The 26,713-nt window shown below is 38.5% G+C and carries 20 protein-coding genes; 14 read left to right on the top strand and 6 right to left on the bottom strand.

Features of this window, described 5'->3' with window-relative positions; all coding sequences use genetic code 11:
• Positions 1 to 10: 10 nt before the first annotated feature.
• From B2O97_RS08125 to B2O97_RS08115, 3 genes are all read right to left on the bottom strand, one after another.
• Entirely contained in the window at positions 11 to 1,378 is a 1,368-nt protein-coding gene (locus B2O97_RS08125) for an alkaline phosphatase (RefSeq protein WP_286767235.1), read from the bottom strand.
• A gap of 90 nt (positions 1,379 to 1,468) precedes the next feature.
• Positions 1,469 to 2,122, bottom strand: coding sequence for an NAD(P)H-binding protein (locus tag B2O97_RS08120; RefSeq protein WP_083295848.1), 654 nt, complete (start codon positions 2,120 to 2,122; stop codon positions 1,469 to 1,471).
• Between the two features lie 83 nt (positions 2,123 to 2,205).
• Positions 2,206 to 2,448, bottom strand: a complete 243-nt coding sequence (locus tag B2O97_RS08115) for a hypothetical protein (RefSeq protein ID WP_070563841.1) — start codon at positions 2,446 to 2,448, stop codon at positions 2,206 to 2,208.
• A gap of 207 nt (positions 2,449 to 2,655) precedes the next feature.
• On the opposite strand from B2O97_RS08115, the gene B2O97_RS08110 reads away from it, so the two are divergent.
• Positions 2,656 to 2,841, top strand: a complete 186-nt coding sequence (locus B2O97_RS08110) for a hypothetical protein (protein WP_046673540.1) — start codon at positions 2,656 to 2,658, stop codon at positions 2,839 to 2,841.
• Between the two features lie 51 nt (positions 2,842 to 2,892).
• Here the strand turns inward: B2O97_RS08110 and B2O97_RS08105 are convergent, their stop codons facing one another.
• The gene (locus tag B2O97_RS08105; RefSeq protein WP_046673539.1) at positions 2,893 to 3,345 is read right to left on the bottom strand and encodes an Lrp/AsnC family transcriptional regulator; all 453 of its coding nucleotides are present in this window, start codon (positions 3,343 to 3,345) and stop codon (positions 2,893 to 2,895) included.
• A gap of 121 nt (positions 3,346 to 3,466) precedes the next feature.
• Between B2O97_RS08105 and rocD the strand changes: the two genes are divergently transcribed.
• From rocD to B2O97_RS08075, 6 genes are all read left to right on the top strand, one after another.
• Entirely contained in the window at positions 3,467 to 4,726 is a 1,260-nt protein-coding gene (gene rocD, locus B2O97_RS08100) for an ornithine--oxo-acid transaminase (RefSeq protein WP_070563844.1), read from the top strand.
• A 3-nt stretch (positions 4,727 to 4,729) separates the two neighbouring features.
• The gene (locus B2O97_RS08095; protein ID WP_070563847.1) at positions 4,730 to 5,695 is read left to right on the top strand and encodes an arginase; all 966 of its coding nucleotides are present in this window, start codon (positions 4,730 to 4,732) and stop codon (positions 5,693 to 5,695) included.
• A 255-nt stretch (positions 5,696 to 5,950) separates the two neighbouring features.
• On the top strand, positions 5,951 to 7,519 hold the full coding sequence (locus B2O97_RS08090) for a tetratricopeptide repeat protein (protein WP_070564480.1): 1,569 nt from the start codon (positions 5,951 to 5,953) through the stop codon (positions 7,517 to 7,519).
• 206 nt (positions 7,520 to 7,725) lie between these two features.
• Complete coding sequence (locus tag B2O97_RS08085) at positions 7,726 to 10,512, top strand: TonB-dependent receptor (RefSeq protein WP_070563849.1); 2,787 nt, start codon at positions 7,726 to 7,728, stop codon at positions 10,510 to 10,512.
• A 149-nt stretch (positions 10,513 to 10,661) separates the two neighbouring features.
• Positions 10,662 to 11,924, top strand: a complete 1,263-nt coding sequence (locus tag B2O97_RS08080; protein WP_070564482.1) for a right-handed parallel beta-helix repeat-containing protein — start codon at positions 10,662 to 10,664, stop codon at positions 11,922 to 11,924.
• A 13-nt stretch (positions 11,925 to 11,937) separates the two neighbouring features.
• A complete protein-coding gene (locus B2O97_RS08075) occupies positions 11,938 to 13,008 on the top strand; it encodes a phytase (RefSeq protein ID WP_083295850.1) in 1,071 nt (356 codons plus the stop codon).
• A 119-nt stretch (positions 13,009 to 13,127) separates the two neighbouring features.
• On the opposite strand, the gene B2O97_RS08070 is transcribed toward B2O97_RS08075, so the two are convergent.
• On the bottom strand, positions 13,128 to 15,050 hold the full coding sequence (locus B2O97_RS08070; RefSeq protein WP_070563852.1) for a sensor histidine kinase: 1,923 nt from the start codon (positions 15,048 to 15,050) through the stop codon (positions 13,128 to 13,130).
• A 443-nt stretch (positions 15,051 to 15,493) separates the two neighbouring features.
• Here B2O97_RS08070 and B2O97_RS08065 point away from each other — a divergent pair, with 443 nt between their 5' ends.
• Positions 15,494 to 16,162 carry a response regulator gene (locus B2O97_RS08065; protein ID WP_070563855.1) on the top strand — a complete coding sequence of 223 codons (669 nt, stop codon included), beginning with the start codon at positions 15,494 to 15,496 and terminating at the stop codon, positions 16,160 to 16,162.
• A 63-nt stretch (positions 16,163 to 16,225) separates the two neighbouring features.
• On the opposite strand, the gene lgt is transcribed toward B2O97_RS08065, so the two are convergent.
• A complete protein-coding gene (gene lgt / locus B2O97_RS08060; protein WP_286767234.1) occupies positions 16,226 to 17,044 on the bottom strand; it encodes a prolipoprotein diacylglyceryl transferase in 819 nt (272 codons plus the stop codon).
• Between the two features lie 504 nt (positions 17,045 to 17,548).
• Here lgt and B2O97_RS08055 point away from each other — a divergent pair.
• From B2O97_RS08055 to B2O97_RS08030, 6 genes are all read left to right on the top strand, one after another.
• Complete coding sequence (locus B2O97_RS08055; protein ID WP_070563861.1) at positions 17,549 to 19,426, top strand: sensor histidine kinase; 1,878 nt, start codon at positions 17,549 to 17,551, stop codon at positions 19,424 to 19,426.
• 12 nt (positions 19,427 to 19,438) lie between these two features.
• Positions 19,439 to 20,173, top strand: coding sequence for a LytR/AlgR family response regulator transcription factor (locus B2O97_RS08050; protein ID WP_046673530.1), 735 nt, complete (start codon positions 19,439 to 19,441; stop codon positions 20,171 to 20,173).
• 121 nt (positions 20,174 to 20,294) lie between these two features.
• Complete coding sequence (locus tag B2O97_RS08045; RefSeq protein WP_070563863.1) at positions 20,295 to 21,035, top strand: ImuA family protein; 741 nt, start codon at positions 20,295 to 20,297, stop codon at positions 21,033 to 21,035.
• Positions 21,036 to 21,037: 2 nt separating this feature from the next.
• Positions 21,038 to 22,537, top strand: a complete 1,500-nt coding sequence (locus B2O97_RS08040) for a Y-family DNA polymerase (protein ID WP_286767233.1) — start codon at positions 21,038 to 21,040, stop codon at positions 22,535 to 22,537.
• A 2-nt stretch (positions 22,538 to 22,539) separates the two neighbouring features.
• A complete protein-coding gene (locus B2O97_RS08035; RefSeq protein WP_070563869.1) occupies positions 22,540 to 25,680 on the top strand; it encodes an error-prone DNA polymerase in 3,141 nt (1,046 codons plus the stop codon).
• An 82-nt stretch (positions 25,681 to 25,762) separates the two neighbouring features.
• Positions 25,763 to 26,710, top strand: a complete 948-nt coding sequence (locus B2O97_RS08030) for a hypothetical protein (protein WP_115048765.1) — start codon at positions 25,763 to 25,765, stop codon at positions 26,708 to 26,710.
• Positions 26,711 to 26,713 lie beyond the last annotated feature (3 nt).

The following is a 26,713-nucleotide window of genomic DNA, read 5'->3' as shown; positions in this document are numbered from 1 at the left end:
CCCCAAGAATTCAGCTTGATCCCATTTTCTGACTGAATTGCTCGGAGCCAACACCGATCGCATATACCGGTGCATAGGCGGCCGAATGGTTGTTAGAGGCCCAGCTTATTGATCCCATCCGATTTAAGATTGAAATACTCAGTGCGGCTATTTTGTCGTCGCTTGCGTAAAGGCTTTTTGCGGTTTCATTTTGGTGATCGACAAAGCTTTTTTGATAGGCAGCTTCTAAAGCACTACGATCAGTTTCATGGATTGTAATTTTGGAAAATAAACCAGTTTGAGCAGCAATGAGATTCTTGAGATCGTCCCATGTTGCATTTGGATTATTCTTACGAAGGTTGCCTATTGCGTTCGAAAGTTCTGCATGCGAGGTTTTTTGGTGGGACAAGAATTTTGTTTTCAGCGAAGAACTTCCATTACCGACACCTAATCCTCCTGTTTCATGGTCCGCTGTAACGACTATAAGTGTTTCATTTGGGAATTTTTTATAAAAATCATAGGCGAGTTGTACGGAGGCATTGAAATCCAATACTTCCTGAATCGTTGTAGCCGCATCATTTGCATGGCATGCCCAATCAATTTTTCCACCTTCAATCATTAAAAAGAAACCATTTGTATTGTTTTTATGCAGTGAAGTGATAGCTGCAGATGTGATATCTGCCAATTTTAAATCATTTGGCTTTTGGTCTATGGCATATTTAAGGGCATCTATGGGACTGCCATCTGAATTCATCAATATGATCTTATCTGATTTATTTGGTAGTTGTGCATAAGCATCTTTTCCTTTAAGCACGTTATAGCCGGCTTTTTCTAATATGGGGAAAAGCGATGGCGCCTTTTTATGATCAAATGTTGTTTCGGGTTTGAGAAAATTGGATCCGCCAAAAAAATCAAAATTGGAAGTGACAATTTCTTTACCGATTTCATAATACATGTCGCGGTCTGCTTGGTGCGCATAAAATGAAGCCGGGGTAGCGTGGTCTATGCTGACGCTTGTAATAATACCGACTTTCTTTCCTTTTTGCTTTGCGGCATAAGCTATACTCTTATAGGGGACAGTTCCTGTACTATCCATACCGATAACGCCATTTTTGGTTTTTTTTCCAACGGCTAATGCGGTACCTCCAGCGCCTGAGTCCGTTACGCCATTTGAGAGTGAATGTGTGGAGGCAAATCCAACATGAGGAAATTGGGTAAACACAAGTGGGATGGGGTTATCTTTATGCTGTACTTCAGCTTGATGAATTTCGGTGAGATTAACCTGGTTGAGGCCCATGCCATCACCAATTAAATAAAAGATGTATTTTGCTTCTTGGCCAAAAGAGGGGAGAACATGTACAAAAACGAGGAGAAACAGAAATAAAACGTGTTTTTTCATTTGAATGGTTGTTATTTTAAAAAAACACAAATTACAGCCTTAGGATTAGTTTATTGTTAATTCAATATTATGAATTACTATTTAGGCGATTCAACTGGTTTCTGTTGCTAATTTTTGGATATCTTTAACGTTTACAGTGTGGATACCTATTGTGTAGTGATTGATCGCCTGTAAAATTGCGGAAGCAACTTGTGCTACAGACAGTGGCTTATAGGATTTGAATAATCCTATCGTATTAAGGATACGAAGGGCAGTAATGGCTGTTTTTTCACCGAAGCGATCTGTGTTTGGTCGAATTAATCCTCCCGGCTGGAAAATGATAAGCCGATTGAAATTAAGTGCTTTAACATCCTGTTCAAGGGTTCCTTTCATGCGGTTATAAAAAATTTTTGATGCAGGATCCGCAAGAACTGCCGATAATAAGAGAAAGGTAGGAAAACCATTTTTTTTGGCCAATGCCGCAAATTGCAAATTAAGATCATGATCTATTTTCCATTGTGCATCTTTACCGCCTGCATCCTTTAATGTGGTGCCAAGGCAGGAAATAGCGATGTCGCCTTGGATCTCGCGCTCAAAATCCGTTAGATTTTCAAAATCTACGATAACCTGTTTCAATTTAATGTGCTCCTCAAACGACACACGTCTTAAAAGAACAACGATTTCCGTAACTTCCTTAGATTTCAACATCAATTGAATGAGCGCCCTTCCTGTAGCACCAGAACCGCCAATTAAAACTACCTTCATTATTTCATTACTTATTTTCTTTACTAATTATCTTGAATGAATTGCTTCACGGAGAGTTATTGCCCAGATGATTGAGTATGCAATTAATCTTTATAATTAGGCTTGCCAGGAGTAAAGCGAACAATAGATTGATCCAATCGGAGGGTGTTTGCTACAGTGATTAGATCTTCTTCGACAATAAAATTTTGATCAATAGCGGTTTTTATTGTTGTAAAGTCCTCTTGATCGGCATCTTGGAAATAGAGTAGGGATTGAATTGTAGATACTGCCACCAGTTCGAGTAATTCGTCTTCACCTTCGTATCCAACGTAGAAAAAATCTGCCATAATATTGATATTTAATGTTATACGAATATACTTTTTTATTTTTAAAATTTGTCAAATAGCGTGAGAACTTCTTGAAGAGTGATAGACACTATGTCAAAAAGTTGTTGAAATTTGACTTTCTTTTATCCAGTTGTGGGCAGCCAGTGTAAAATACATTATATTTGATATAGTCATTTTAAAGATAATTAACAATAAGTTTTAATAACGATGGATAAAGAGCAGATACAAAATTGGTTAGATAATGGGTATGATATACTTCATCATGGAAGACCAGTGAAGGTTGAAGGTGATTTGTGGGATTACATCGATGGATTGGGAAGTTATGAAAATGTGTATGTTTTACGAGAATTAATCTACTGGACGGAAGAAGAGTTAGCAAATATTGGTAAATAGCGTTGAGACCCTGAAAATCCGTGTTCAGGATCCCTTCGGTTGTTTCTTGTGCTAGAATATAATATTACGTTTGAAAGCACAGCCTAATTCGATAAGGGAGTCTGTCTTCGCAATTCCTGGAATGCTATCGATTTTTTCATAAAGTAGTTGTCGCATATGTTCATGATTTTTAGCAATAATTTTCACATATAACGTGTAGTTGCCCGTAATATAGTAGCATTCTGTAACTTCTGGTATTTTTTTGAGCTCTTCAATAATTCTGCTCGAATCATGATCTTTTTCTAAACTTAGCCCGGTAAAAGCACCCCAATCATAGCCTAGCTTCTTTTCATTCAATACGGGCTTTATACCTGTCAGTATCCCTTGTTCCGTCAAACGGTTGATTCGTTGATGGATCATGGTATTGGATACGCCCATGGCTGTTGCTATTGCAGAGTAGGCCATCCGTCCATCTTCGTCTAAATATTTTAAAATCTGTAGATCAAAGTCATCGATATTATTCATTGTAGAAAGTGGTTTAAAAGTTAATTTTAATATTTATATGCTAATTTAGTGTTAAATTTTATTTTTCAGTCAATAAAAAAGTAAATATTGTATATTTGTTCTTATTAGAAAAAACTGAATTATGAGTACAGTAGCTAAACAAGGTAAGGGCGAGATGTTCATTGCCAAAGAAGAAAAATATGGAGCGCACAATTATCATCCTCTTCCGGTCGTCTTGGAACGAGCTGAAGGAGTTATGGTGTGGGATGTTGATGGAAAGTCTTATTTTGATTTCTTATCTGCATATTCAGCTGTCAATCAAGGACACTGCCATCCACGGATTGTACACGCTTTAAAAGAGCAAGCCGAGAAATTAACATTAACATCCAGGGCATTTTATAATAATAAACTGGGTGATTTTGAAGAAATGCTTTGTCATCTTTTTGGATTTGATAAGGCTTTGGTGATGAATTCGGGCGTTGAAGCTGTGGAAACAGCAATGAAGCTTTGTCGTAAATGGGCCTATCAGGTGAAAGGTGTAGCAGCCAATCAAGCGAAAATTGTCTTTGCCAAGGACAATTTCCATGGTAGGACAATCTCTGTGATATCGGCATCCAATGATCCTACTGCAACACATGAATTTGGTCCCTTTTTAGATGGCATAGTACTCGTTCCCTATAATGATGTTGATGCACTAGAACAGTTATTCAAAGCAGATGAAAATATCGCCGGTTTTATCGTTGAGCCAATTCAGGGCGAAGCGGGTATTGTCGTTCCTGATGAGGATTATCTGATACGCGTGAGACAATTATGTACAAAATACAATGTATTGTTTATTGCAGACGAAATCCAAACTGGTATTGCTCGGACGGGAAGCATGTTGGCATCCTATGCTATTGATGATGCGCAGAGTCAAAGCAAACCAGATGTTCTGATTTTAGGGAAAGCTTTATCGGGCGGTGTATTGCCGGTATCGGCAGTGTTGGCAAATGATTCCATTATGTTGTGTATTAAACCGGGCGAACATGGTTCGACTTATGGTGGTAATCCCTTAGCCTGTGCAGTAGCTATGGAAGCGCTAAATGTTGTGCGGGATGAAAATTTGACGCAACGGGCGCTTGAGATGGGGGCCTTGTTTTTGGATGGATTGCGTCAGATTGCTGCTAAGTTTACGTTAATTACAGAAGTGCGAGGAAAGGGGCTCTTGACTGCCATTGTAATTGATGCGGATGAAGAAAGTGATTTGGCCTGGAATATCTGTCTCAAATTTAAAGAAAATGGACTTTTAGCGAAGCCTACACATGGTAACAAAATTCGATTGGCTCCGCCGCTGGTTATTACAAAAGAGCAAGTCGATACTTGCTTAGGGATCATTGAGCGATCGTTGACTAATTTGAAATAGTGTATGGAGAAAATGATTGAATTGATCAAAAACAGATCGGATATAGGAGCAGGGACTAGGGGTTCAGATCTGGGCATCGACGCCATCGAGATAGCTGCAATTAATAAAGGAAGTCAATATTTCATTAACTATCCATTTGTTGATGTGCCGACTCGAAATAGCTCCATTTATCAGAATGATAATCATCCTTTTGCGAAACATATTCAGCAGGTTTATGAACAATGCAAACAAGTAGCTTCCACCGTTGAAGATAGCTTATCTTCCGGCAATTTTCCATTGGTGTTTTCAGGGGATCATTCCTCCGCAATGGGGACGATCAGTGGTTTAAAGTCCGCTTATCCTGATAAACAACTCGGTGTGATCTGGGTAGACGCGCATGCCGATATTCATTCTCCGCACACAACACCTTCTGGTAATATGCATGGAATGCCTTTAGCGGCGATGTTGAGTGAGGATAATATCCCGTGTAAAATCAATAAAATAGACGAATCGACACAAGAATTTTGGAATAAACTAAAACGAATAGCTGGCCCAGTAGGTAAAATACTATCCAATCATTTGATTTATTTTGGTGTAAGGGATACGGAAGAACCGGAAGATCAGGTCATTGAACGACTTGGCATTAAAAACTATCGTGTGGAAGATACGAGACAGCGCGGAATAACCGATTGTGTGGCTGAAGCATTGAAAATCCTAGAAGCATGTGATATGATTTATATCTCTTTTGATGTGGATAGCATGGATAGTGAATTGATCTCGGATGGCACCGGAACACCAGTACCGAAGGGGTTTTTGCCAAGGGAGATTGTGTTGATTTTAGAAGAGATCATCCGATCGGGTAAGGTGATTTGTTTTGAAATTGTTGAAGTTAATCCACTATTGGACAATAAGGGTAACAAAATGGCAGAGGTGGCATTTGATATATTAGAACGGATCACTCCGCTCATTGAATTGAAATCGAGTAATTAACCGGTTTTGGGATTGTCTATTTTCAAGCCCTTTTATTGATGTGTATCGTCAATAAAAGGGCTTTTTTAATAGTATATCGTTGAGCTTGGTGGATAAAAATAAGTCAGCCTTCCTTATGTTAAAACTCGTATTACTCTATGTGATTTAATATTGTGTTAACATGTTTCATGTACATTTGCAATTCGATTATTTACATGAAATATGAGGATTTCTGATAAAATTATTTTGTTTCTACTTTTTTTAATACAGCTTTTTTTGTGGCAGCCAGGTACTGCGCAGGTTAAATCCTTTAAAGATATCAGGGCGTTAAGTCAAAACCATCCGGATTCTGCAATTATGCTCGTAAAAAAACGTTATGCAAAAGCTGTTACGGATAAAGACTTATTATTACAAGCCAATTGTTTACAGGCGATTGGATGGTTATGTGTTAATCAGGGGCATTATGGACAGGCGCAGGACTACTATTTTCAAGCTGATCGAATCTATACGCAATTAAATTCAAAACAGCATCTTGCTTCGAATTGGAGTGATATCGGGGAGCTCAATATTTTCAACAAACAACATGATCTAGCGAAAGTTTATTTTAACAAGGCGCTACATTCTTTCCGAACAGAAGGGGATAAAAATGGAGAGGCAGGTACATTAGGGAATATAGGTCATTTATTTGAAAAGGAAGCGAACTACGACTCCGCCTTTGTCTACCAGAATCTTGCTTTGTCCATTTATAGCAGTATTGGGAATAAAAATGGAGAAGCTAAGATCCATGAAAATTTAGGCAGTATTTATGAAGATCTTGCAAGATATGACAGCGCTTTTTTTCATTTTGAAAAAGCACGTACCCTCTATACGGAAACAAAAGACAATTATGGAAAAATTGTGGTCATAAATAATATGGGCGATATTTTTAGGAAGACCAATAAATATCCAGAAAGTATCAAACTCACGCAATTGGCTTATCAGATGGCGGAAAATTTGGGTGATGTGTATCAAATGGCTGCTACGACAAAAGATTTGAGTAGGACCTACGCCTTGCGCGAGCAGATGGATAGCGCCTATTTTTATGCAGAAAAGAGCCGTAAGTTGGTGCTTGAGCTTTATAGTGTGGATGGTGCTCGCCATACTGCTTTTTTTCAGGCACTCTACGATATGAATCAACAAGCCGAAGAGATCGAGAAATTACAAGTAACCAAAAGAATCAACTTAATCATGCTCTGGGGAACAATCGTGGTTTTAATTTTGTTAATTGTGTTATCCTATGTATTGCATAGTCGCCAGAAAATTAAGATTAAAAACCAGATCTCCGATTCCCGAAAACAGGAGGCCGAACGCGAGTTGACCGAAATTGCACTTAAAAACCAGTTGCTTGAAGATAAGCAGCTCAAACAAGAACTGTCGCTCAAGCAAAAGGAATTGACATCCCATACCTTAAATTTAATCCGTAACAATCAATTTTTGGAAGAACTTCGTGATGAACTGAAAGGTATGGTTAAGGACGAACGCCGGGATCAAAAACGACAGATGCAGAAGTTGGTGTTGCAGATCAATGAAAATATCACACAGGGTATTCATTGGAAAGAGTTTATGGGAACTTTCGAAAAGGTGCATCACAGCTTTTTTGAAAAACTTATTCAACGATTTCCAGATTTGACGGCAGCGGATATGCGGTTAATCGCATTGCTTAAAATAAATTTGAATAATATCAATATTGCCGTCTTATTGGGCATATCACAAGATAGCCTTCGTGTTGCCAGACATCGATTGCGAAAAAAACTAAGACTGGAACAAGGAGAGGACCTCGCGGGCTATCTTGTTGGGATTTCATAATTTTTTAACACAGGAGTAAAAGAATGTTAATGGCGCTTGAATTGCATTTAAACTGCTGTTTATTAGTTGTTTAGTAGTGCTTGTTTCCTCGCTGTATAGCCCACTTTCTACCTTGTTTCCTCATTGTAACGCTCGATATTTTGTGTGATTAAAGTTGGCTGCCATCTTTGCGACAACAATCAAAGATTCATAATAATCTAAGCAAAATGAAAAACTTTTTAACAGTATTACTTGCCTCCAGTATTTCGGTCAGCGCTGCTTATGCGACCAAAATCAAAGGTAAGGTATTGGATGGTCAGACTGGTGAAGCTGTTGCTGGTGCAACAGTTTTCTTGGAACAAAGTGGGCTATCGACCAAAACACAATTGGATGGTTCGTTTGAATTCAAAGGATTATCTGCAGGTGTGGATAAGGTCCATATCAAGCATATGGCTTACGCCGAACTAATTAAAGAAATCGAGATTCAAAAAGAAAATACCCCTCATTTTATTTTTCAGCTGACATCGACCGAACAAACATTAATGGAAGTAACTATAAAAGGACGTCGAAACGGTGGGGATGACGATCCTAGCGCGCGGCGTTTGGAAAAGAATGCGTCACAAATTATGAATGTTGTTTCGGCGCGCGCAATAGAGATTTCTCCCGATATCACCGTCGCAAATGTTATACAGCGTGTTTCGGGTGTATCCATAGAAAGAAATTCGAATGGCGAGGGGCAATACGCAATTCTGAGAGGGATGGATAAACGTTACAACACGACTTTGGTGAATGGCGTAAAAGTTCCGAGTCCAGATAATAAATACCGTTATGTGCCTTTGGATTTATTTCCTTCAGATATGTTGGAACGCTTAGAAGTCTACAAGTCGCTAACACCAAATATGGAAGCCGATGCAGTGGGTGGGGTTGTCAATATGGTTATGAAATCGGCGCCGACAAAGCTATTGCTTCAAGCAAATTTGGCAACGGGTTATAGCCAACGTTATTTTAATCGGGATTTTGGAAGCTTTTCAACAAGCGGAACCTCGGCAAAATCGCCATATGAACAGCATGGGAAGAATTACAATGCAACCGCTGCTGATTTTAATAAAGGTGCATTAGATTATACTTATAAAAAGCCCCTTCCAGACCTTGTCGGCAATTTGACAATAGGCAATCGGTATTTGGATGATAAATTGGGCGTTATTTTGGGTGCGAGTTATCAAAATTTACATCGTGGCAGTCGTTCTATTTTCTACAAATCGGCTGTCGTTGGCGTAAATCCCAATGCGGTAATTACTGAGCAGAGTGATCGTCAATATGATGAACAGCAACAACGCTTAGGTTTGCATAACAAGATCGACTATCGATTTAATCTGAATCATCGGATTAGCTTCTATCAAATGTATGTGAATTTAAATAACATGCAATTGCGTGATGCTGTGAATACGATATATAATGGCCAGTATGATCCCAGTATTGGTAAAGCCGAACTGACCTATGTGACAAGAAGTCGAAAAACACAGCAACAGATCTACAATGGTACCCTACAGGGGGATCATCATTTTTTAGATAATCGGCTGAATGTCCGTTGGTCAGGTGTGCTTTCTTCAGCGCGCAATCAATTGCCACAAAATACGATGATCAGTTTGGATGGCGTAGAAGAAAATTTTGAACGTAAAAGAACTTCTCTCGTCAATAAATCTCCTGTAACCTATCGTTTGGAGCGTAATACGGATAATGATCATGCAGGTTATTGGGATGTAGCTTATAAAGTTCCAATGGAAAACAGTAAGCTGGAGCTATCGACCGGAGGTCTGTATCGTGATAAACAGCGTAGTAGTTTTTACAATAACTACAACTTATCACCAGCTTCTGCAGAAGAGGCAAAGTATAAATACGGTATGGATTTTCAGCGCTATACCGATCTCAATCTGACTGTCACCAATCCTACTGGAGCTGTCGCAAATCCACTAACTTACGACGCTGGTGAGAAGACCACAGCATTGTACGGCATGTTCAATTATGAGAATGACAAATGGCAGATGATCGGTGGAATCCGGATGGAACACAGCAATCAGAATTATAAATTATTGTTTCCTGCAGGAGAAAAAAGACCGGAGGGATCACAGATTTATACAGAATGGCTGCCAAGTTTGACCATGAAATATCATTTGGACGAAAAACAACAGCTTCATGCGGCTTATTATCGCGCGTTAAACCGACCTGGATTTTATGAAATTGTACCCTCAAGTGTGGTTAATGAAGAGTTTTTAGAAAAAGGAAATCCAGATTTAAAACATGCCTTAGCAGATAATTTCGATTTAAGGTATGAATTATTCCCTGAAGCTTCTTCCCAATTTCTTGTCGGTATGTTTTATAAGAAAATCAAAAACCCAATTGAATATACCTTTCAACCGGATGAGGTTCGTAAGCAAGATGTATACTACACTCCAGGTAATTTTGGTAATGCCAACAACTTTGGTGTCGAGGTTGATTACATCAAGTATATCCAGAAATTTGGTGTTAAGGCCAATTATACCTATACACATTCACGTATAACGACCGCTAAGATGTCGCGTCGAATCAATGAAACCACACAGGACCCAGAAGCGATAATCGTGGATCAAACTAGACCATTATATGGGCAAGCTGCACATGTGGCCAATCTATCATTGCTTTACAAAGATGCTAATAATGGCTGGGAAGGACAGTTGGCTGGATCTTATACCGGCTCACGGATCAATACAGTATCGCAATTTTTGAACGATGATTTATGGCAAAAGGGATTTGTTCAGTTAGATGCTTCTATTGAGAAAAAATTTAAAGCAGGTTGGGCCGTTTTTGCCAAAGCCAACAACATCTTGAATACACCCATGGAATTGTATGTGAAAGGAACAAATCCCGAAAATGAGAAGATCGCTGAAAAGCTTATTGAAGACGGAAATACATTGATTAGAAAGGATTTGTATGGACAGAATTATATCCTTGGTTTACGTTATTCGTTTAGTAAATAATAGACCCGCGTAAAACACAACATGTTTTAATCTGAACATGTACGGTGTGAAATAACAACAGTTTGTTTCGGTGAAGCTTTCCCTTTTTTGGAACGATCAAGTTTTGAACAAGTATGATTCGCTTCATCATTAAAATTAAATATATACAGATGAAAAATAAATGTATTTTATCGTTTCTAGCATTTTTTATCGTGGTGTTAAGCGCCTGTGAAAAAGCAAATATTGATGTTGATACTTCTGATGCCGATGGAAGTGCTATCGGCGAGGTCTCCGGTGTGTGGAGTAAGGGGAGTGTGCAGCATATTAAGGGGGATATTATTATTCCCGAAGGTAAGACACTAACGATTGAGGAAGGCGTAACTGTATTGATGGATTCTGTCAATAAGCCTGAAATTGTTGTTTTGGGTAATTTATATGCGTTAGGTACAGCTGAAAATCCTGTCAAGTTTACGGTTGAAGATGGGTATAAGACGAAGACGAATGAATTTGGCAAATTATGGGGAGGAATTTTAGCCGCTCCAAGCTGTCAGGAACTTGTTTTGGACAATACCATCATAGAGTATGGGGGTGCAATTACATCAGACGCGTCGACTTCTGTAAAGATGGGCTTGTATAAAAAAGTGTCTGGTGAAGCTTTACCAGCGCTATGGTTTTCTAATCCAAATGGAAAACTAGTGGTTCAAAATAGTACGGTAAGTCATTTTCACGAAGACTGCACGTATATTGAAGGAGGAAAAATCATTTTTGCTAACAACCGTTTCTTTTCCAATGGGGTGACAGGTGGCGAAGCGATGAATTTCAAATCCGGATGTCTTGCAGATGTTGCTTATAACCTAGTGTATAGTGTAAATACCAATGCATTAAAACTGTCAAATTCAGGAGACCGTACACCCCAGGCTTATATTATTGTTTACAATAATACCATGCTCAACACGGGATGGCGCAGACCGACAGCCAAAGGAGGTTCGATTTGGTTAGAAGCATCTGTCAGAGCCGAGATTTACAATAATCTTTTTGCTAATACGCGGTTTGGAGTCAAGCGCGATCCGAAAAAGCCAGAAGATAACCGTTCTGTGTCAAGTAATAACTGGTACTATGGTTACAGCCAATTGAATGTAGATCAGTTTCAGGTGGGCAAAAATGATATTGTAGGCGGTAGTAATGATATAAGAGGTAAAGTGGCAGGAGATAATAATCCTAAATTTATAGCCTATCCTTTGGAAACCTCAGTCGACAACTATCTGTTTGACTCCACCTGGGATTTTCATCTCCAAGGGAATTCACCTGCATTAAAGGCTGGTACCCTTGCTTTTAAACCTCATTTTACGAGTGGCCTGGTGATGTCAAACGGTCTAATCTATAGTTCTCCCCAGCCAGCAGCATATGTTGGGGCATTCGGTTCCAAATTCTAATTTACTTCATATAATGACAAATTTAAAAACAATACTAACACTAACTTTGGGAGCATCAACCCTGCTTCAAATGGCATGCGAAAATGCGCAAACAAATAATATAGAATCAGTTAAGCCCGTTATTGTGACTGATGCTGTACGTTATGATTCGGATGATCCCGCAATTTGGATCAATAAGAGCGATCCGAGCAAGAGTTTGATTATAGCAACGGATAAAGATGCCGATGGAGCTTTATTCGTGTACGATTTACAGGGTAAAACGGTCAAAGAAAAAGTGGTTTCCAATTTAAAACGACCAAACAATGTTGATGTAGCCTACGGTTTGGTATTGGGAGGGAAACCTGTCGATATCGCCGTCACAACAGAGCGTATGACCCATAAATTGCGTGTCTTTTCATTACCCGATATGAAACCGATCGATCAAGGGGGACTGGATATGTTTGTTAGCGAAACTGAACCGGAATTTAGGGATCTGATGGGGATTGCCCTATATACTTCCCCAAAAGGAGAGATCTATGCTATTGTTGGACGGAAAAATGGACCAAAAGAAGGCTATTTGGGTCAATATTTATTGGAGGATAATGGTTCTGGTACGGTAAAAGCTACATTAGTTCGCAAATTTGGTTCATTTAGTGGAAAGAAAGAGATCGAGGCGATAGCGGTGGACAATGAGCTTGGATATATTTACTATTCGGACGAACAAGTTGGCGTAAAACAATACTATGCCGATCCAGCAAAGGGAAACCAACAGTTGGCATTATTTGCTACAACAGGTTTTAAAGAAGATCATGAAGGTATTTCGATTTATAAATTGACCGATAGTACCGGATATATCTTGGTGTCGGACCAGGGTGCAAATCGTTTTCAGGTCTTTAGTCGCGAAGGAACCCAAAGCAATCCTTTCGAACACAAATATCTGAAGACTGTACCGGTTATGGCAACACAAAGTGATGGTTCAGAAACGACCTCCTTTAATTTAAATGAAACCTTTAAACATGGCTTGTTTGTTACTATGAGCGACGATAAAACATTCCATTACTATCGATGGGAAGATATTGCCGAAGCGGATTTGAAAAAGAAATAGGTTATAGAATAAGTGCTAGAGCAACAGTTGTTATTTGATTTCAGCTGTTGCTTTTTTTTGCTATTGGTAATATTTGTTTGCTATTGGTAATATTTGTTTAAAATACCTCGCGTTATGCTTTATGCACTGAGCGGAATTTTAAACCAAAAGGTTGATCCTTGACCAATCTGGCTGTTGACACCAATTTCTCCTTGATGTTTTTGAATAATTTCTTTGCAAATAAACAGCCCAATGCCAAATCCCGACGCGTAACAATCTGCATCGTCATTTACACGATAGAATTTGTTGAATATTTGTTTCTGATCCTTGTGATTGATGCCTTTTCCTTGGTCTTTGATATCGACTTCAAAATAACCTGATTGTATTGCCACATGCAGGGTAATTGTTGAATTACTGGGTGAATATTTAATGGCATTGTCCATGAAGTTGATTAGCACTTGTTCGATTTTATCACGATCGGCAATAATCTCCAAATTCGAATCTATTGCTCCAGTATAATGGATGAAGTGCTTTACCGATTTTAAAGAATAGATATTTTGAATATAATCGATTAAAGAGCAAATGTTAAATGTCTTTTTGCGAAGCACTAGCTTACCCTCATTTAATTGAGTAACATTTAAAAAGCCGTCAATTAAACCGCGCATACGCGTTGCTTGCTCATTCGATTGGTGGAGATATTGCATGCGCTTTTCGGTGCTCAGTGTACCTTCTTTGGCCTGAAGTAATTGGATATAGGCAATTAGTGAGGTCAACGGTGTTTTAAGTTCGTGACTTGCGATACTAATAAAGTCTAGTTTTTTCCTTTCTTCTTCCTTGTCATTGGTGCTGTCTATTATAGCGCCGTAGATCATATGTCTTGTTGTATCCGATTCCAATTGACTTCCACCTATTGACCTTAACCATTTTATCTTACCTGTTTTTTTATCTTTTATTTCACATTGACAATCGAAAGGAGATTGTTTATGTGTTACTTCCAGAAAAACATCATGGATGATAGTTCTGTACTGAGGCAGTATTTGGTCGAAAAAGTCAGCTTCTTTGATGTTGTCTTGCTGATCGAAGCCAAATAATTCACGGCAGCGATCATTGAGTTCCATTGTTTTGGTTTCCATGTCAATAGAAAATATACCGATACCGGCGGCTTCTACGATCATTCTAAACTGTTGATCTCTTTTGGCGATAAGTTGATGAATTGTTTCAAGCTTTTCGTGTTCTTGATGCTGGGTGGTAATATCTATAGCGGTACCTGCAAACCATTCGGGTTGTTGGTCTTGGTCAAAGTATACTCTTCCTTTACAGTGCAACCACCGTAACTGAAGATCTTGTGCTCCAATGGTTCTAAACTGTACGTCATAAACACCTTTGTTTTGATAAGTCAGTGATTTTTTTACTTCCTGATCGATTCTATTCCTATCTTCTGGATGAATATATTTAAGGACTTCATTGTATGGAACATACTCACCTTTCGCAAACCCAAAGAGTTCCCGAGTCCGTTCATCCCAATTTACTAAGTAATTTTTACAATTTAAGGTCCATGTTCCCATCTCGGCCGACTGTAAAGCAAAATGATAATGTTCTTCACTCTCAATGATTTTCTTGAGTGCCCCCTTAAGTTTTTCATTGAGATCTTCAGTATGTTTAGATGACAAGGTGTAATTATTCGTTGGGCTCTTATAGTGTTTTCCTGCTATAAGATATTTTTGAGTTAATAAATCTTGTAGCAATTTTCGTTCAATGGTATTTTTTTCCTGCGTTTGTGGGTACTTGTCTTCATTTTCAGGTATCAGTCTAATTTGATTAAATATGCCATAAATTTCACCTTTTTCATCGATGAGCGGATGATATTCAAAAGTGTGCGTATAACCTAGTGAAGCCTGATTTTCCGTTTTGAGTTTAATCCTTATCTTTTCAATGACCGCAGTTTTTCCGTTTATCCAGACATTTTTCAGGAGGGGGATATAGGGTGTTAAATCTTCTCGTTGAAGACAATTTTCAAGACACTGCCCAATAATACGCTGATCACAACCCCAAAGTTTTAACATGTTAGTGCTTGCATAAGAAATATGGAGTTCTGCACTATCCTAAATTGAGCAGGCATCCAATGAAGAGGTGAGAACGGCTAAAATATCTTTATCTGAACATATCATAACATAGCAAAAATTAAGTATTGATTAAAGCGATATCGCTATAGCTTGATTTAATAGCATACAAATATTGTTCCTTTCTCATGAGTTTTCGCTCTATCCATAAATGACCGGAGTTGTCGTAAGGGATGAAATCCACTATTTTATTTGCCAGTTGATCCTGTGGGCTGTTTAATGTGAACTCATCATGTCGACAGTAGACTGGATAGAAAGTTGTATCTTTATTTTGTTTATGCAGTCTGTTTCTTTTTTATTTCAAATAGCGAATATGATAAATTATCGTTGCAGTATAAGTTTGGAAGAAAATAGAATTGAAAGTTTTTATTTAAATGCCATAGAAGATGAATACGGTTAAGATACTATTGGTTGAAGATCACATGGTCGTACGGAATGGTATTAAACTACTTTTAGAATCCCAGGGTGAATTTACGGTGATAGGCGAGGCATCTGATGGTGCAGAAGCGCTGTCTATATTGGCGAATGGTTTAGCTCCTGATATTGTTTTAACTGATATAAACATGGAGCATATGGACGGGATGGAGCTTTTAAAAATCATCAGTCAAAAATATCCATTGGTCAAAGTTGTGATATTGTCTATGCTAAATCAAATTCATTATGTTGTTGAAGGTTTTGAACATGGTCTTTCAGGCTACCTGTTGAAAAATATAGGTTACAATGAATTACTTTTTGGATTAAAGCATGTCGCTGAAGGCGGACGCTATATGAGCGAAGAAATTAGTATAGCCCTGCTTGAACAAGTTTCTTCCGGTCAAGTTTATAGGGATGCGGGCTCGAATATCATCCTCGATCTGGAAATAAACGATCGCGAGCTAGAAGTATTAGAGTTAATCGCTGACGGTTTTACAAATTTAGAAATTGCAGATAAAATCTTTTTGAGTAAGCGTACTGTTGAAGGATATCGGCAGAGCTTGATAGATAAAACAAGGGTAAAAAATACCGCGGAATTAGTAAAATATGCTTTTCAACATGGCTTATTAAAAAAGTCATGATAACCATTTCTGTATTTGGTGAGCATGACGTAGCGGGCTATTATTGGAAGTCCGCGCATGCTATTACGTTATATTCGGTATTCTTTCTCGACAACGATTGAAAATAAATAGACCAGCTCCAATAAGAATGAAGGGTATACTAAGCAGCTGTCCCATATTGATCAATAAGGAGTCTTCAAAATGCTCTTGATTGATTTTCAAAAACTCATCTAAAAACCTGAACGAAAACAGCAAAACCAACAGCAAGGCGAAATAGTTTCCATTGTTACGTCGAAGCTTGTTTTCTTTCCATAAACGATATAACAATACGAATAATAAGAGACAAAATAAGGCTTCATAAAGCTGTGCTGGATGCCGGGGGATAGTATCGATATGGGTAAACACAAAGGCCCAAGGTAAGCTACTTGCTGTGCCAATCATTTCAGAGTTCATTAAGTTGCCCAATCGAATGCAAACACCAGCTAAAGGGACGACCAAAGCAATCCGATCTGCAAGCCAGAGAAAAGGAAGTTGCTGTTTTTTTGCAAATAAATAGATTGCGATTAGTATGCCTATACCACCACCGTGGCTTGCCAGCCCACCTTCCCATATGGCTAATATTTTTAAGGGATTATTGAGGTAATAACCGGGATCGTAAAATAATACATGCCCTAGTCTAGCGCCAATGACAGTACCAAAAACAATATAAATGGTTAGTTGATCTAAAAACTCGGGTGGCAGACCTTCTTTCTTAAATAATGATCCTAATATCTTATAACATAATACAATACCCAATAACCAAAATAGTCCGTACCAGCGAATAGGGTGTTCAATAAGTGGAATAACAAAGATATCACTATCTATAGTCCAGTTTATGTAAGTAAAGATTAGGTTATTTACCATATTACGTTTTAGCGTGATGCTTTATGATATAAGTATGTGGTATGGCTATTTCGTTACACGTTTTGATAAAAAAACGAAATTCTCTTTATCGATGCAAATATTGAGTCATATATTGCGATTATTAAATAGTAAGTTTTCATTGTTGACCAATTTGTATGTTTGTAGGAAGTAAAAGAAAATTAACTCTATCTGCGATCAATAATTGCACTCGGTGTTTTTACTGAGGAAGAATATTAACATAAGTATCAGTGGGGTTAAATACTTTTGAAAGTATATATTGGTTTTTTTGATAATATTCCGATATTCGACAATAGATAACATGATATGGATAGTAGTGCCTTGCCTATTTTTTTATAGCTGTTGATATCTTGTGAAAGCTTATTATAGTTAATGAAGGAGGTAATGGAAAAATATAAGACCTTCATGTAAATTTAAACAGATAGTTATATTCTGATGATACGAAATTTGACAAGATTTACTTTTTGTTTTTTATCTCTCGTGCTAATGGCACAGTTACTTTCTTGTTATCAAAGTGACCGTCAGACGTCTAGAAATAATGCGCATACTGAAGATAAGGCACTTGATTTAACCTATCAGGACACATTATTAAAATTTCTCGCTCTACAGGATTTTAGGGATCAATCTATTATAGCAAAGAAGACAACGGAGTTTGCTAAGGATAGATATTTTAATATTTCTGGCTATAATTGGATTTTTTTGGCGTATAACTACTTGTTGGATGATAAAATTGATTCAATAGAAATTGCGCTGAAAAACCTTGATGGGAGAACAATGTCTCCCGATTTGCATGTTCTGAAGGATTACTTTAAAATAAGAGCTAATTTTAGTTTTAATGATGTGACTACTATTGGCATCATGGAACAAATTATCGATGCGAAAGAATATGCATTAGCAAATAAAAGTAGGTTTAGTTTTCTTTTTTTTAATCTATTGGCCAATGCAAATTATCGCCGCGCTGATTATAACCAGGCACTCAAAGATAACGAGTCGTGGTATTATTATCATCCCAACAGATCCGACCCACATGTTGCACAGGCCTATCAGGAGATTAAATTTATACAGTATATTGAATTGCATGATTTTGAGAAATTAAAATTAACACTGGATAGCTGCAGATATTATGCAAATAAAACGGCTGATTCTGCTATTATTATGCGCATGTATAATTTACAGGCGCAGTATTTTTTTAGCATAGGTAATAGTCGAAAAGCAGTAGAGGCATCCCAAAAGTATTTTAATTATTTATCTTCAAGCAAGGCGCTCAATGCCTATGCGTATGCGAATTTGGCAAAAAATTTTTTGAATAATCATCAAGTGGACTCGGCGATCTATTATTTCAATGCTGGATTGCAGTTTATCAAAACACATAAAGGCAAGCAAAATAAATTATTCTATTACCAGAATCTACAAGTAGCACACGCATTAAAAGGAGATTATGAACGGGCTTATTTTACCTTAGATTCAGCCTATCAGGATTATAAAAATAGCACAAAAAGTATTGAAAATGATCGTATCAATGAGATCAATACACGATATGAAACTGAAAAAAAGGACCAGGCTATTCAGCTTTTAAAAACAACAAATGCCTTCAACCATCAGATTATGGTCCAACAGCGTTGGATTTTTGTTATTTTATTTGCGCTGATCTTTAGTATTGCATTCTTCATTTATTATCGGAATAAACAAAAGTTGTTGAAAAATATTAATCAGCGTATAGTTGCCGAAAACAGACAATTAATTTTAGAGCAAAAGACACGACAAAACCAGCTTAATCCGCATTTTATTTATAATGCTATAGCTAATTTGCAAGGTTTGATCAGTAGTGAACAAAAAGCAAAAGCAAATCAATACCTCATCCTGTTGTCCCGTCAAATTCGTGATATACTCGAATTAAATAGGGAGGAGTATATTTCTTTGGATCAAGAAATTAAATCATTAAAGAATTATATACTTTTACAGCAGATGCGCTATCAAGATGTATTTGATTTTGAAATTGAGAGCGGTAATTTGGATGTGGACGATGTCATGATTCCCCCCATGTTGATTCAGCCGTTTGTTGAAAACGCTATTGAACATGCTTTCAAAAATTTAAATTATCGCGGACAGTTACAAATTCTTTTTAATCAGCAAGCAGATCAATTGCATATTGTTATCAGTGATAATGGTTGGGGAATGCGCACAGATAAAAAAGAGAATGCGCACAAGACATCTCTTTCACAGGTGATTACCAAAGAGCGTCTTGAACTTTTATTTACTGATCCAAAGCAAAAAGCAAGGATTGAAATAAAACCCAATTATAAAGAGGATAAAAGTGGATATCGTGTAGAAATTTATATCCCACTTGTTTTATATTTTAATTAAATACGTGAAATTATGAAAGTTTATATTCTTGAAGACGAGCATAACATCTATCTGTATATTAAGTCTCTGTTAGATGCGATACCCTATGTTCAGATAGTAGGTTATAGTCCCTCTATTGCCCAGGCAGAACGTGAATTGCTTGAATCTAATCCAGATCTTATTTTAGCCGATATTCAATTGAAAGACGGATCCAGTTTATCCTTCCTTTCAGAACTGAAATTGGATATTAATACCATCTTTATAACAGCATTTAACCAGTATGCCATAGAAGCCCTAAATATAGGTGCCATTGCGTATTTATTAAAGCCATTAGTCCCAGAACAATTTATGGAAGCTATTGAAAAATGTTATAAAAAAAATACGGAATTTAAGTTCAATAGCATGCAATTAAGCATGGCCGAAAGCTATCTGAAATCTCCAAGTAGACCTCGTAAGATAGCGCTTCGTACATTTGAATATACCCAGATCGTGAATATTGATGATATTCTTTATTGTCATGGAGATAAAGGGTATACTACATTTTATATCAAAGACAATAAACCGATGATGGTTTCAAAAGTCCTTAAACATTTTGAAACGATGCTTCCTGAATCTGAATTTATTCGTTGTCATCAATCTTATTTAATCAATGCCAATTATATTAAAAAATATTTCAAGGATGGCCAAATAGAAATGTCTGATGGTAAAATGATTCCTGTTGCGACCAGAAAAAAAGATGTCATCCAACAATTCTTGAATGATATATAAGAATTGAAATAGTAAAGATTCCGTTTTAGCACTGTGTTTATTTGCTAAAAAATATAGCTTTCGTCTTTAATGCTAAAATATTTAGTATTACATTTGTATGTACTATTAAATAGGAGGGGCTATGATGTTAGATGATAAACAAGCTTTGATTAGCAAACTTAAAAAAGACTTACTGTCGTGGCAGGGAGTAGCTCAAAGTTTGAATGATGAATGCGCTATAGATTTGGGGCCTTTGGAAAAAGCTTTTCCAAATGGAATCTTTCCCAAAGGTGTTATACATGAATTTGTTAGCTTTAACCGCATGGATAGTGCTGCTTCCTGTGGATTTATTGGTGCTTTGCTTGGAAAACTGATGCAAAATGATGGGATTTGTATTTGGATAGGCTCTATTCAAACGGTATTTCCTGCTGCTATCAAATCATTTGGAGTTGATCCGGCCTCGATTGTTTTTGTCTCCATGAAACGGGAAAGAGATGTTTTATGGGCAATGGAAGAAGCGTTGAAATGCCATGGCATAACAGCCGTATTGGCTGAAATACATCAGCTGGATTTTATTCAGTCAAGGCGCCTTCAACTTGCCGTAGAAAAAAGCCGGGTGACAGGATTTATACTTCAACATAACCCCAAGATCTTGTTGGCGACGAGTTGTGCTGCACGTTGGAAGGTTACTTCTTTACCTAGTCAATCGGATGATGGATTACCTGGTATTGGTTACCCCTGTTGGGAAGTAGAGCTGCTTAAGGTAAGAAATGGTAATCCAGCCAAAGGACAAATTATCTGGTCTCCACAAGGATTTAGAACATTCCTCAAAAAAGATGTGCAGATCACAGATTGGACCTATAATTATCAAAATTTAGGCTAGCCATGAAAAAAAGATTTGCGTCCCTTTGGTTTCGTTACTTAAAAACAGATTGGCTTACCGTCTGTAAGCCACATTTGCAGGATGTTCCTGTTGTTTTGTCTGTCGCTGTGCAAGGAAAATTAATCGTTAGTGCGTGTAACGCATTTGCAGAGCAAGCGGGGATACACGCAGGTATGGCTATAGCAGATGCACGGGCATTTATTCCATCACTTAAAATCATCAAAGAGCAAGCTGGATTGGCTGAAAAATTACTCCATTCCATAGCAGATTGGTGCATAAGGTATACACCATTGGTTTCATTGGATGAGCCCGATGGAATTATGCTCGATATAAGTGGTTGTGCACATCTTTGGGGTGGAGAGGCAACTTACTTAACAAGTATTGTTTCTCAATTTAAACAACATGGTTATACTGTGCGCATGGGCATTGCTGATACCATTGGGGCCGCATGGGCTATCACACATTTTGGTTCTGAAAATACGATTATAAATGAACAGGCGCAGTCAGAGGCACTTTTTCCCTTGCACCCTGCAGCACTACGATTGGAAGAGGTTCAATTGAAAAGGTTGCAATCGCTTGGACTACAGTCAATAGGAAGTTTTGCAAAAATGCCGCGTTCAGTCTTGCGTAGAAGATTTGGTGACAGCCTATTGCTTCGACTGGATCAGGCCATGGGGCTGGAAGATGAATTTGTTCTTCCTATAAAAGCTAATTTACCGTATGAAGAGCGATTACCTTGTCTCGAACCCATCTGTACAGCACATGGTATTGAACTGGCGCTGGAAGAGTTATTAAACAAGTTGTGTAAACGTTTGTCGGGAGAGGGGAAAGGATTACGTGCAGCTGAATTGAATTGCCACCGCGTGGATGGGAAATTAGAGACAATCAGCATTGAGACTAATCGTGCTACTGCCCAGGTCAAACATATCCTTCAATTATTTGCCATAAAGATTCCACAGATTGAACCGGCATTGGGGATTGAATTATTTACTTTGGAGGTTTCTAAAGTTGAAATTGCAGATCCTATTCAGGAAAATCTTTGGAACCATAGAATTGGCCTCAAAAACCCGGCAGTTACCGAACTGTTAGATCGCTTGAAAAGTAGGGACGCCAATTGTGAGATTTCACGCTATGTTCCGTCTGCACATTACTGGCCCGAGCGATCCATGAAAATAGCGACTACACTAGATGAGGTTGCAACTGTTGACTGGCAAATGGCAAGACCACGTCCGACGCGATTATTGAAGGTTCCGGAACGTATTATTGTTACAGCTCCCATACCCGATTATCCCCCCATCTTGTTCCGTTATAAGGGAGACACCTATACGATCAGAAAAGCAGATGGCCCCGAACGTATTGAGCGTGAATGGTGGATTGATCCAGGCGAACATCGGGATTACTATGCGGTAGAAGATCTGCAAGGCCGGCGTTTTTGGCTGTATCGTTCGGGGCATTATGACGGGCATACGGATCAATGGTTTATACACGGTTTTTTTGCTTAAGCATGGGCTATTGTGAATTACAGATAACAAGTAATTTTAGTTTTCTCGAAGGTGCTTCACACCCTGAGGAACTGATCGAAAGGGCTGCTCAATTGGGGTATCATGCTGTTGCAGTAACCGACCGTAATAGCCTTGCTGGGATCGTTCGTGCGCATATCGAGGCTAAAAAAGTAGGTATACGACTTATTCCTGCCTGTCGTTTAGATTTACAGGATGGCCCAAGTTTATTGGCCTACCCAACAGATAAAGAGGCTTATGGCCGACTCTCAACATTGTTAACTCTTGGAAATTTAAGGACCGAAAAAGGAAAATGCGAGTTATATAAAAACGATGTATTTCAATACGCTGAAGGGATTATATTCATTATTTGTCCACCTGAAAAATTGGTCGTGGGGTTTGAGCTTGAACATTCATTTATTGAGTTTGTTCAGGAATGTCAACAGCATCTCCAGGGCTATCTTAATCTAGGAATAAAAAAACTCTATCGTGGGGATGATGCTAAATTATTGTTTCGGATAAATCAGCTTGGCGAACAATTGGATATCCCGAGGGTGGTACTTGGTGATGTATATTATCATGTCCCTGAAAGGCGTGAATTGCAGGATATTTTAACCTGCATTCGTGAAAAATGTACGATACATACGGCTGGATTTCATTTACATCCTAATGCGGAGCGTTATCTCAAATCAATACCTGAAGTTGAACGTTTGTTTAGGCTGTATCCTGAGGCCGTAGCACAGAGTGTAAAAATAGCCAATGCTTGTCGTTTTGCCCTAGATGATTTGAAGTACATCTATCCAGATGAATTATCATCCCATGGTCGAACGACGCAGGAGGAATTAACTTATTTAACCTGGGAAGGTGCAAAAAAACGATTTGATGGTGATATTCCAGCAACAGTTCGTGAAACGATTCTAATGGAACTTGATTTTATCGAACGCAAAAATTATGCTTCTTATTTTTTAACTGTATACGATTATGTCCGGTTTGCAAAGGAAAAAGGAATTTTATGCCAGGGACGTGGATCGGCAGCAAATTCTACGGTCTGTTACTGTTTGGGCATTACTTCTGTTGACCCATCAAAATACAGGCTTTTATTTGCACGATTTATGTCCGATGCACGCGATGAACCGCCGGATATAGACGTCGACTTTGAACATGAGCGTCGAGAAGAAGTGATCCAGTATATTTATGAGAAATATGGTCGAAATCGTGCTGCTATCGTAGCAACTGTCACACAGGTACGCTCCAAAGGCGCAATACGTGATGTTGGCAAGGCGATGGGGCTTTCCATGGATGCGGTAGGGCGTTTAGCAGGGGTAGTGAGTAGCCATTGGGACGATGATATCAATTTGGAACGTTTGGTTGAACAGGGCTTTAATCCCGAAGATCAACATTTGCGAAAAATTCTCGAATTGACGCACCAATATATTGGCTTTCCACGTCAATTGGGGCAGCATACGGGCGGCTTTGTTATTACGCAAGGTAATTTGCATGAGCTTTGTCCCTTAATAAATGCCCGTATGGATAATCGGACAAATCTCGAATGGAATAAAGATGATCTTGAGGCACTGGGTTTTCTAAAGGTTGATGTACTTGCTTTGGGGATGTTGACCTGTATACGCAAAGCTTTTGACCTCGCTAAAAAGCATTATGGAAAAGAGCTTACCCTGGCTGATATTGGGGCAAAAGACGATCCAAAGGTTTACGATATGATCTGTCATGCGGATACCTTAGGTGTATTCCAGATCGAAAGCCGGGCTCAGATGTCGATGTTGCCGCGATTAAAACCGCGCGAATTTTATGATCTGGTTATTGAGGTGGCTATCGTACGGCCTGGACCAATACAAGGCGATATGGTGCATCCTTATTTGCGTCGGCGAAATAAAGAGGAAGATGTCGATTATCCAAGCACAGAGATCCAAACCATTCTTGAAAAAACCTTGGGCGTCCCCCTTTTTCAGGAGCAGGCCATGGAAATTGCCATTGTTGCTGCGGGATTTACACCTGCAGAGGCCGACGAATTGCGCCGAAGCATGGCTACATTCAAAGCCAAAGGGCAGGTGTCGACTTTTCACAAAAAGATGGTCGATGGTATGGTAAAGAAAAACTATACGGAAGAGTTTGCAAATCGAGTTTTTAAGCAATTGGAAGGTTTTGGCAGTTACGGTTTTCCAGAGAGTCACGCAGCGTCTTTTGCATTACTGGTGTATGTGTCCTCATGGCTTAAGTATTACTATCCGGATATTTTTGCAGCATCCTTACTCAATAGTCAGCCCATGGGGTTCTATCAGCCAGCACAAATTGTTATTGATGCACAGAAACACGGGGTAAAAGTACGCCCTATTGATATCAATCATTCTTTGTGGGACAATACCTTAGAAGGAGAAATTGGAAAACCACATGACCTTCGATTAGGCTTACGTCAGATCAAAGGATTTTCAATGGAAGAGGCTGCTGTGCTGACACAAGGTCGGCAGTCTGCTTATGCATCCATTACTGGTATGATGGATGTTGGACTATCTCTTACTGCGTTGGAGAAGTTAGCTGATGCAGATGCCTTTACATCATTAGGTATTGATCGTCGGCAAGCACTTTGGGAAATTACAGCATTGGCGGATCGTCCGATTGCATTATTTGAAGGTCAACCCTCTGAAAGTATAGTAGAAGGACAGATCGAACTGCCATTGCTCACGAAAAGCCAACATGTAGTGGCCGACTATGCAAGAACCTCACTATCCATTAAAGCACATCCCGTGAGTTTCTTGCGCGGTAAGCTTGATCTACTCCATGTCGTGCCTACAGCAAAATTAGGTCTGATCAAAAATAATATACTCGTGAAAATATGCGGATTGATTACGGTTAGACAACGACCAGGAACCTCTAAAGGTGTTTTATTTATCACCATTGAAGATGATACCGGTTTTGCAAATATTGTCGTTTGGAGTACTGTATTTGAAAAATATCGAAAAGAAATTCTTCGCGCAAAACTCCTGATGGTCGCGGGTAAAATTCAAGTTGAAGGAGAGGTTATTCATGTAATAGCAGAACGATGCTTTGATATGTCAGGTTTGTTAAAAGATCTGACAACAGTTGGCGACAATGCTGCAGGTATTTTTCATAAGGGAAGAAATTTTCATTGATCTTTCATTTATTAATCTGATTTTTGATCTAAAATGGTTCAGTGCTAATCGATAGCGAAGCAATCCATAGAAATTAAACGGTATGACTAAAAATATTCTCGTAAATACAATCGAAATTGATAAAGCAACTATTCGTGAATTAATTAAACAGGGCGATGTCAATGCCGCAATTGATCTGGTTGCCACAGCGGCAAATGTAAAGTATAAAGCTGCCCGGGATATAGTGCAAATGTTTCAAGAAGATCATATTGATCTTTTTGATGGTAAAGACTTATTTTTAGGCGATTATGACCGGATTGAAAATCGTGACGATGCTGACAGAGCAGATCACAAAAGATCTACATTTTTGGAAGTGGAAACAAATGAGCATAGCCGGACCAGTATTTGGAAGGCACTTTTTATTTTTTCTGTCCTTGCACTATTTGCTTTTGTTATCTTAAATTACGTTGTTGGTTTTAATCAAATAGGACATCATATTTCAGAACTTACGCAGTTATTCGATAAAAATGAAAGCTCAGCTGCTGCAGATGCTGACACATCCAAACAAAATATCGCCTTAAGTGTTGGAGCCACCCAGGTGGACGATGTTGAAGACCTCCATCCCGTAGATACAAATCTCTTACCAATGGATGTGAGGCAGGCCGAAATAGCACGAATATATCAGGCTCAGTTCGACCGATTGAACCCCGCAAAACATTCGCCAACGGATGAAGATGCACAGCTTGCTTTAATTCACCTTACCAAAGGACGGTTGACGGACCTTATTATTCAACAAAAATTAAGTGTAAAAATAGGGAAGTGTTATGAAAACCTGGCCATGAAAGATAAGGGAACTTGCGTGAGTTGCATGATACTACTTTATAATAGAGCGCAGAAAAAATGGCAAGAAGCACCCGATGGGGAAAATTTCCTGCGTAATGCTTATGACTTTTACTTGTCCCCTGATTCAGATTTGTGGGAAGCTGGTCCCTTGAGTATGCGCATACCCTATGATTATGCTTTAGTGAACAAATATAAGGCAGCAAATTAGCGG

Source organism: Sphingobacterium sp. UBA865, from assembly GCF_002295765.1.
Taxonomy (GTDB): domain Bacteria; phylum Bacteroidota; class Bacteroidia; order Sphingobacteriales; family Sphingobacteriaceae; genus Sphingobacterium; species Sphingobacterium multivorum.
This window is presented reverse-complemented; position numbering and strand designations above follow the sequence as displayed.

Coding starts and splice junctions, on each gene's coding strand:
- B2O97_RS08125 (WP_286767235.1), bottom strand. CDS start 1,378: ATGAAAAAACACGTTTTATTTCTGTTTCTCCTCGTTTTTGTACATGTT.
- B2O97_RS08120 (WP_083295848.1), bottom strand. CDS start 2,122: ATGAAGGTAGTTTTAATTGGCGGTTCTGGTGCTACAGGAAGGGCGCTC.
- B2O97_RS08115 (WP_070563841.1), bottom strand. CDS start 2,448: ATGGCAGATTTTTTCTACGTTGGATACGAAGGTGAAGACGAATTACTC.
- B2O97_RS08110 (WP_046673540.1), top strand. CDS start 2,656: ATGGATAAAGAGCAGATACAAAATTGGTTAGATAATGGGTATGATATA.
- B2O97_RS08105 (WP_046673539.1), bottom strand. CDS start 3,345: ATGAATAATATCGATGACTTTGATCTACAGATTTTAAAATATTTAGAC.
- rocD (WP_070563844.1), top strand. CDS start 3,467: ATGAGTACAGTAGCTAAACAAGGTAAGGGCGAGATGTTCATTGCCAAA.
- B2O97_RS08095 (WP_070563847.1), top strand. CDS start 4,730: ATGGAGAAAATGATTGAATTGATCAAAAACAGATCGGATATAGGAGCA.
- B2O97_RS08085 (WP_070563849.1), top strand. CDS start 7,726: ATGAAAAACTTTTTAACAGTATTACTTGCCTCCAGTATTTCGGTCAGC.
- B2O97_RS08080 (WP_070564482.1), top strand. CDS start 10,662: ATGAAAAATAAATGTATTTTATCGTTTCTAGCATTTTTTATCGTGGTG.
- B2O97_RS08075 (WP_083295850.1), top strand. CDS start 11,938: ATGACAAATTTAAAAACAATACTAACACTAACTTTGGGAGCATCAACC.
- B2O97_RS08070 (WP_070563852.1), bottom strand. CDS start 15,050: ATGTTAAAACTTTGGGGTTGTGATCAGCGTATTATTGGGCAGTGTCTT.
- B2O97_RS08065 (WP_070563855.1), top strand. CDS start 15,494: ATGAATACGGTTAAGATACTATTGGTTGAAGATCACATGGTCGTACGG.
- lgt (WP_286767234.1), bottom strand. CDS start 17,044: ATGGTAAATAACCTAATCTTTACTTACATAAACTGGACTATAGATAGT.
- B2O97_RS08055 (WP_070563861.1), top strand. CDS start 17,549: ATGGCACAGTTACTTTCTTGTTATCAAAGTGACCGTCAGACGTCTAGA.
- B2O97_RS08050 (WP_046673530.1), top strand. CDS start 19,439: ATGAAAGTTTATATTCTTGAAGACGAGCATAACATCTATCTGTATATT.
- B2O97_RS08045 (WP_070563863.1), top strand. CDS start 20,295: ATGATGTTAGATGATAAACAAGCTTTGATTAGCAAACTTAAAAAAGAC.
- B2O97_RS08040 (WP_286767233.1), top strand. CDS start 21,038: ATGAAAAAAAGATTTGCGTCCCTTTGGTTTCGTTACTTAAAAACAGAT.
- B2O97_RS08035 (WP_070563869.1), top strand. CDS start 22,540: ATGGGCTATTGTGAATTACAGATAACAAGTAATTTTAGTTTTCTCGAA.
- B2O97_RS08030 (WP_115048765.1), top strand. CDS start 25,763: ATGACTAAAAATATTCTCGTAAATACAATCGAAATTGATAAAGCAACT.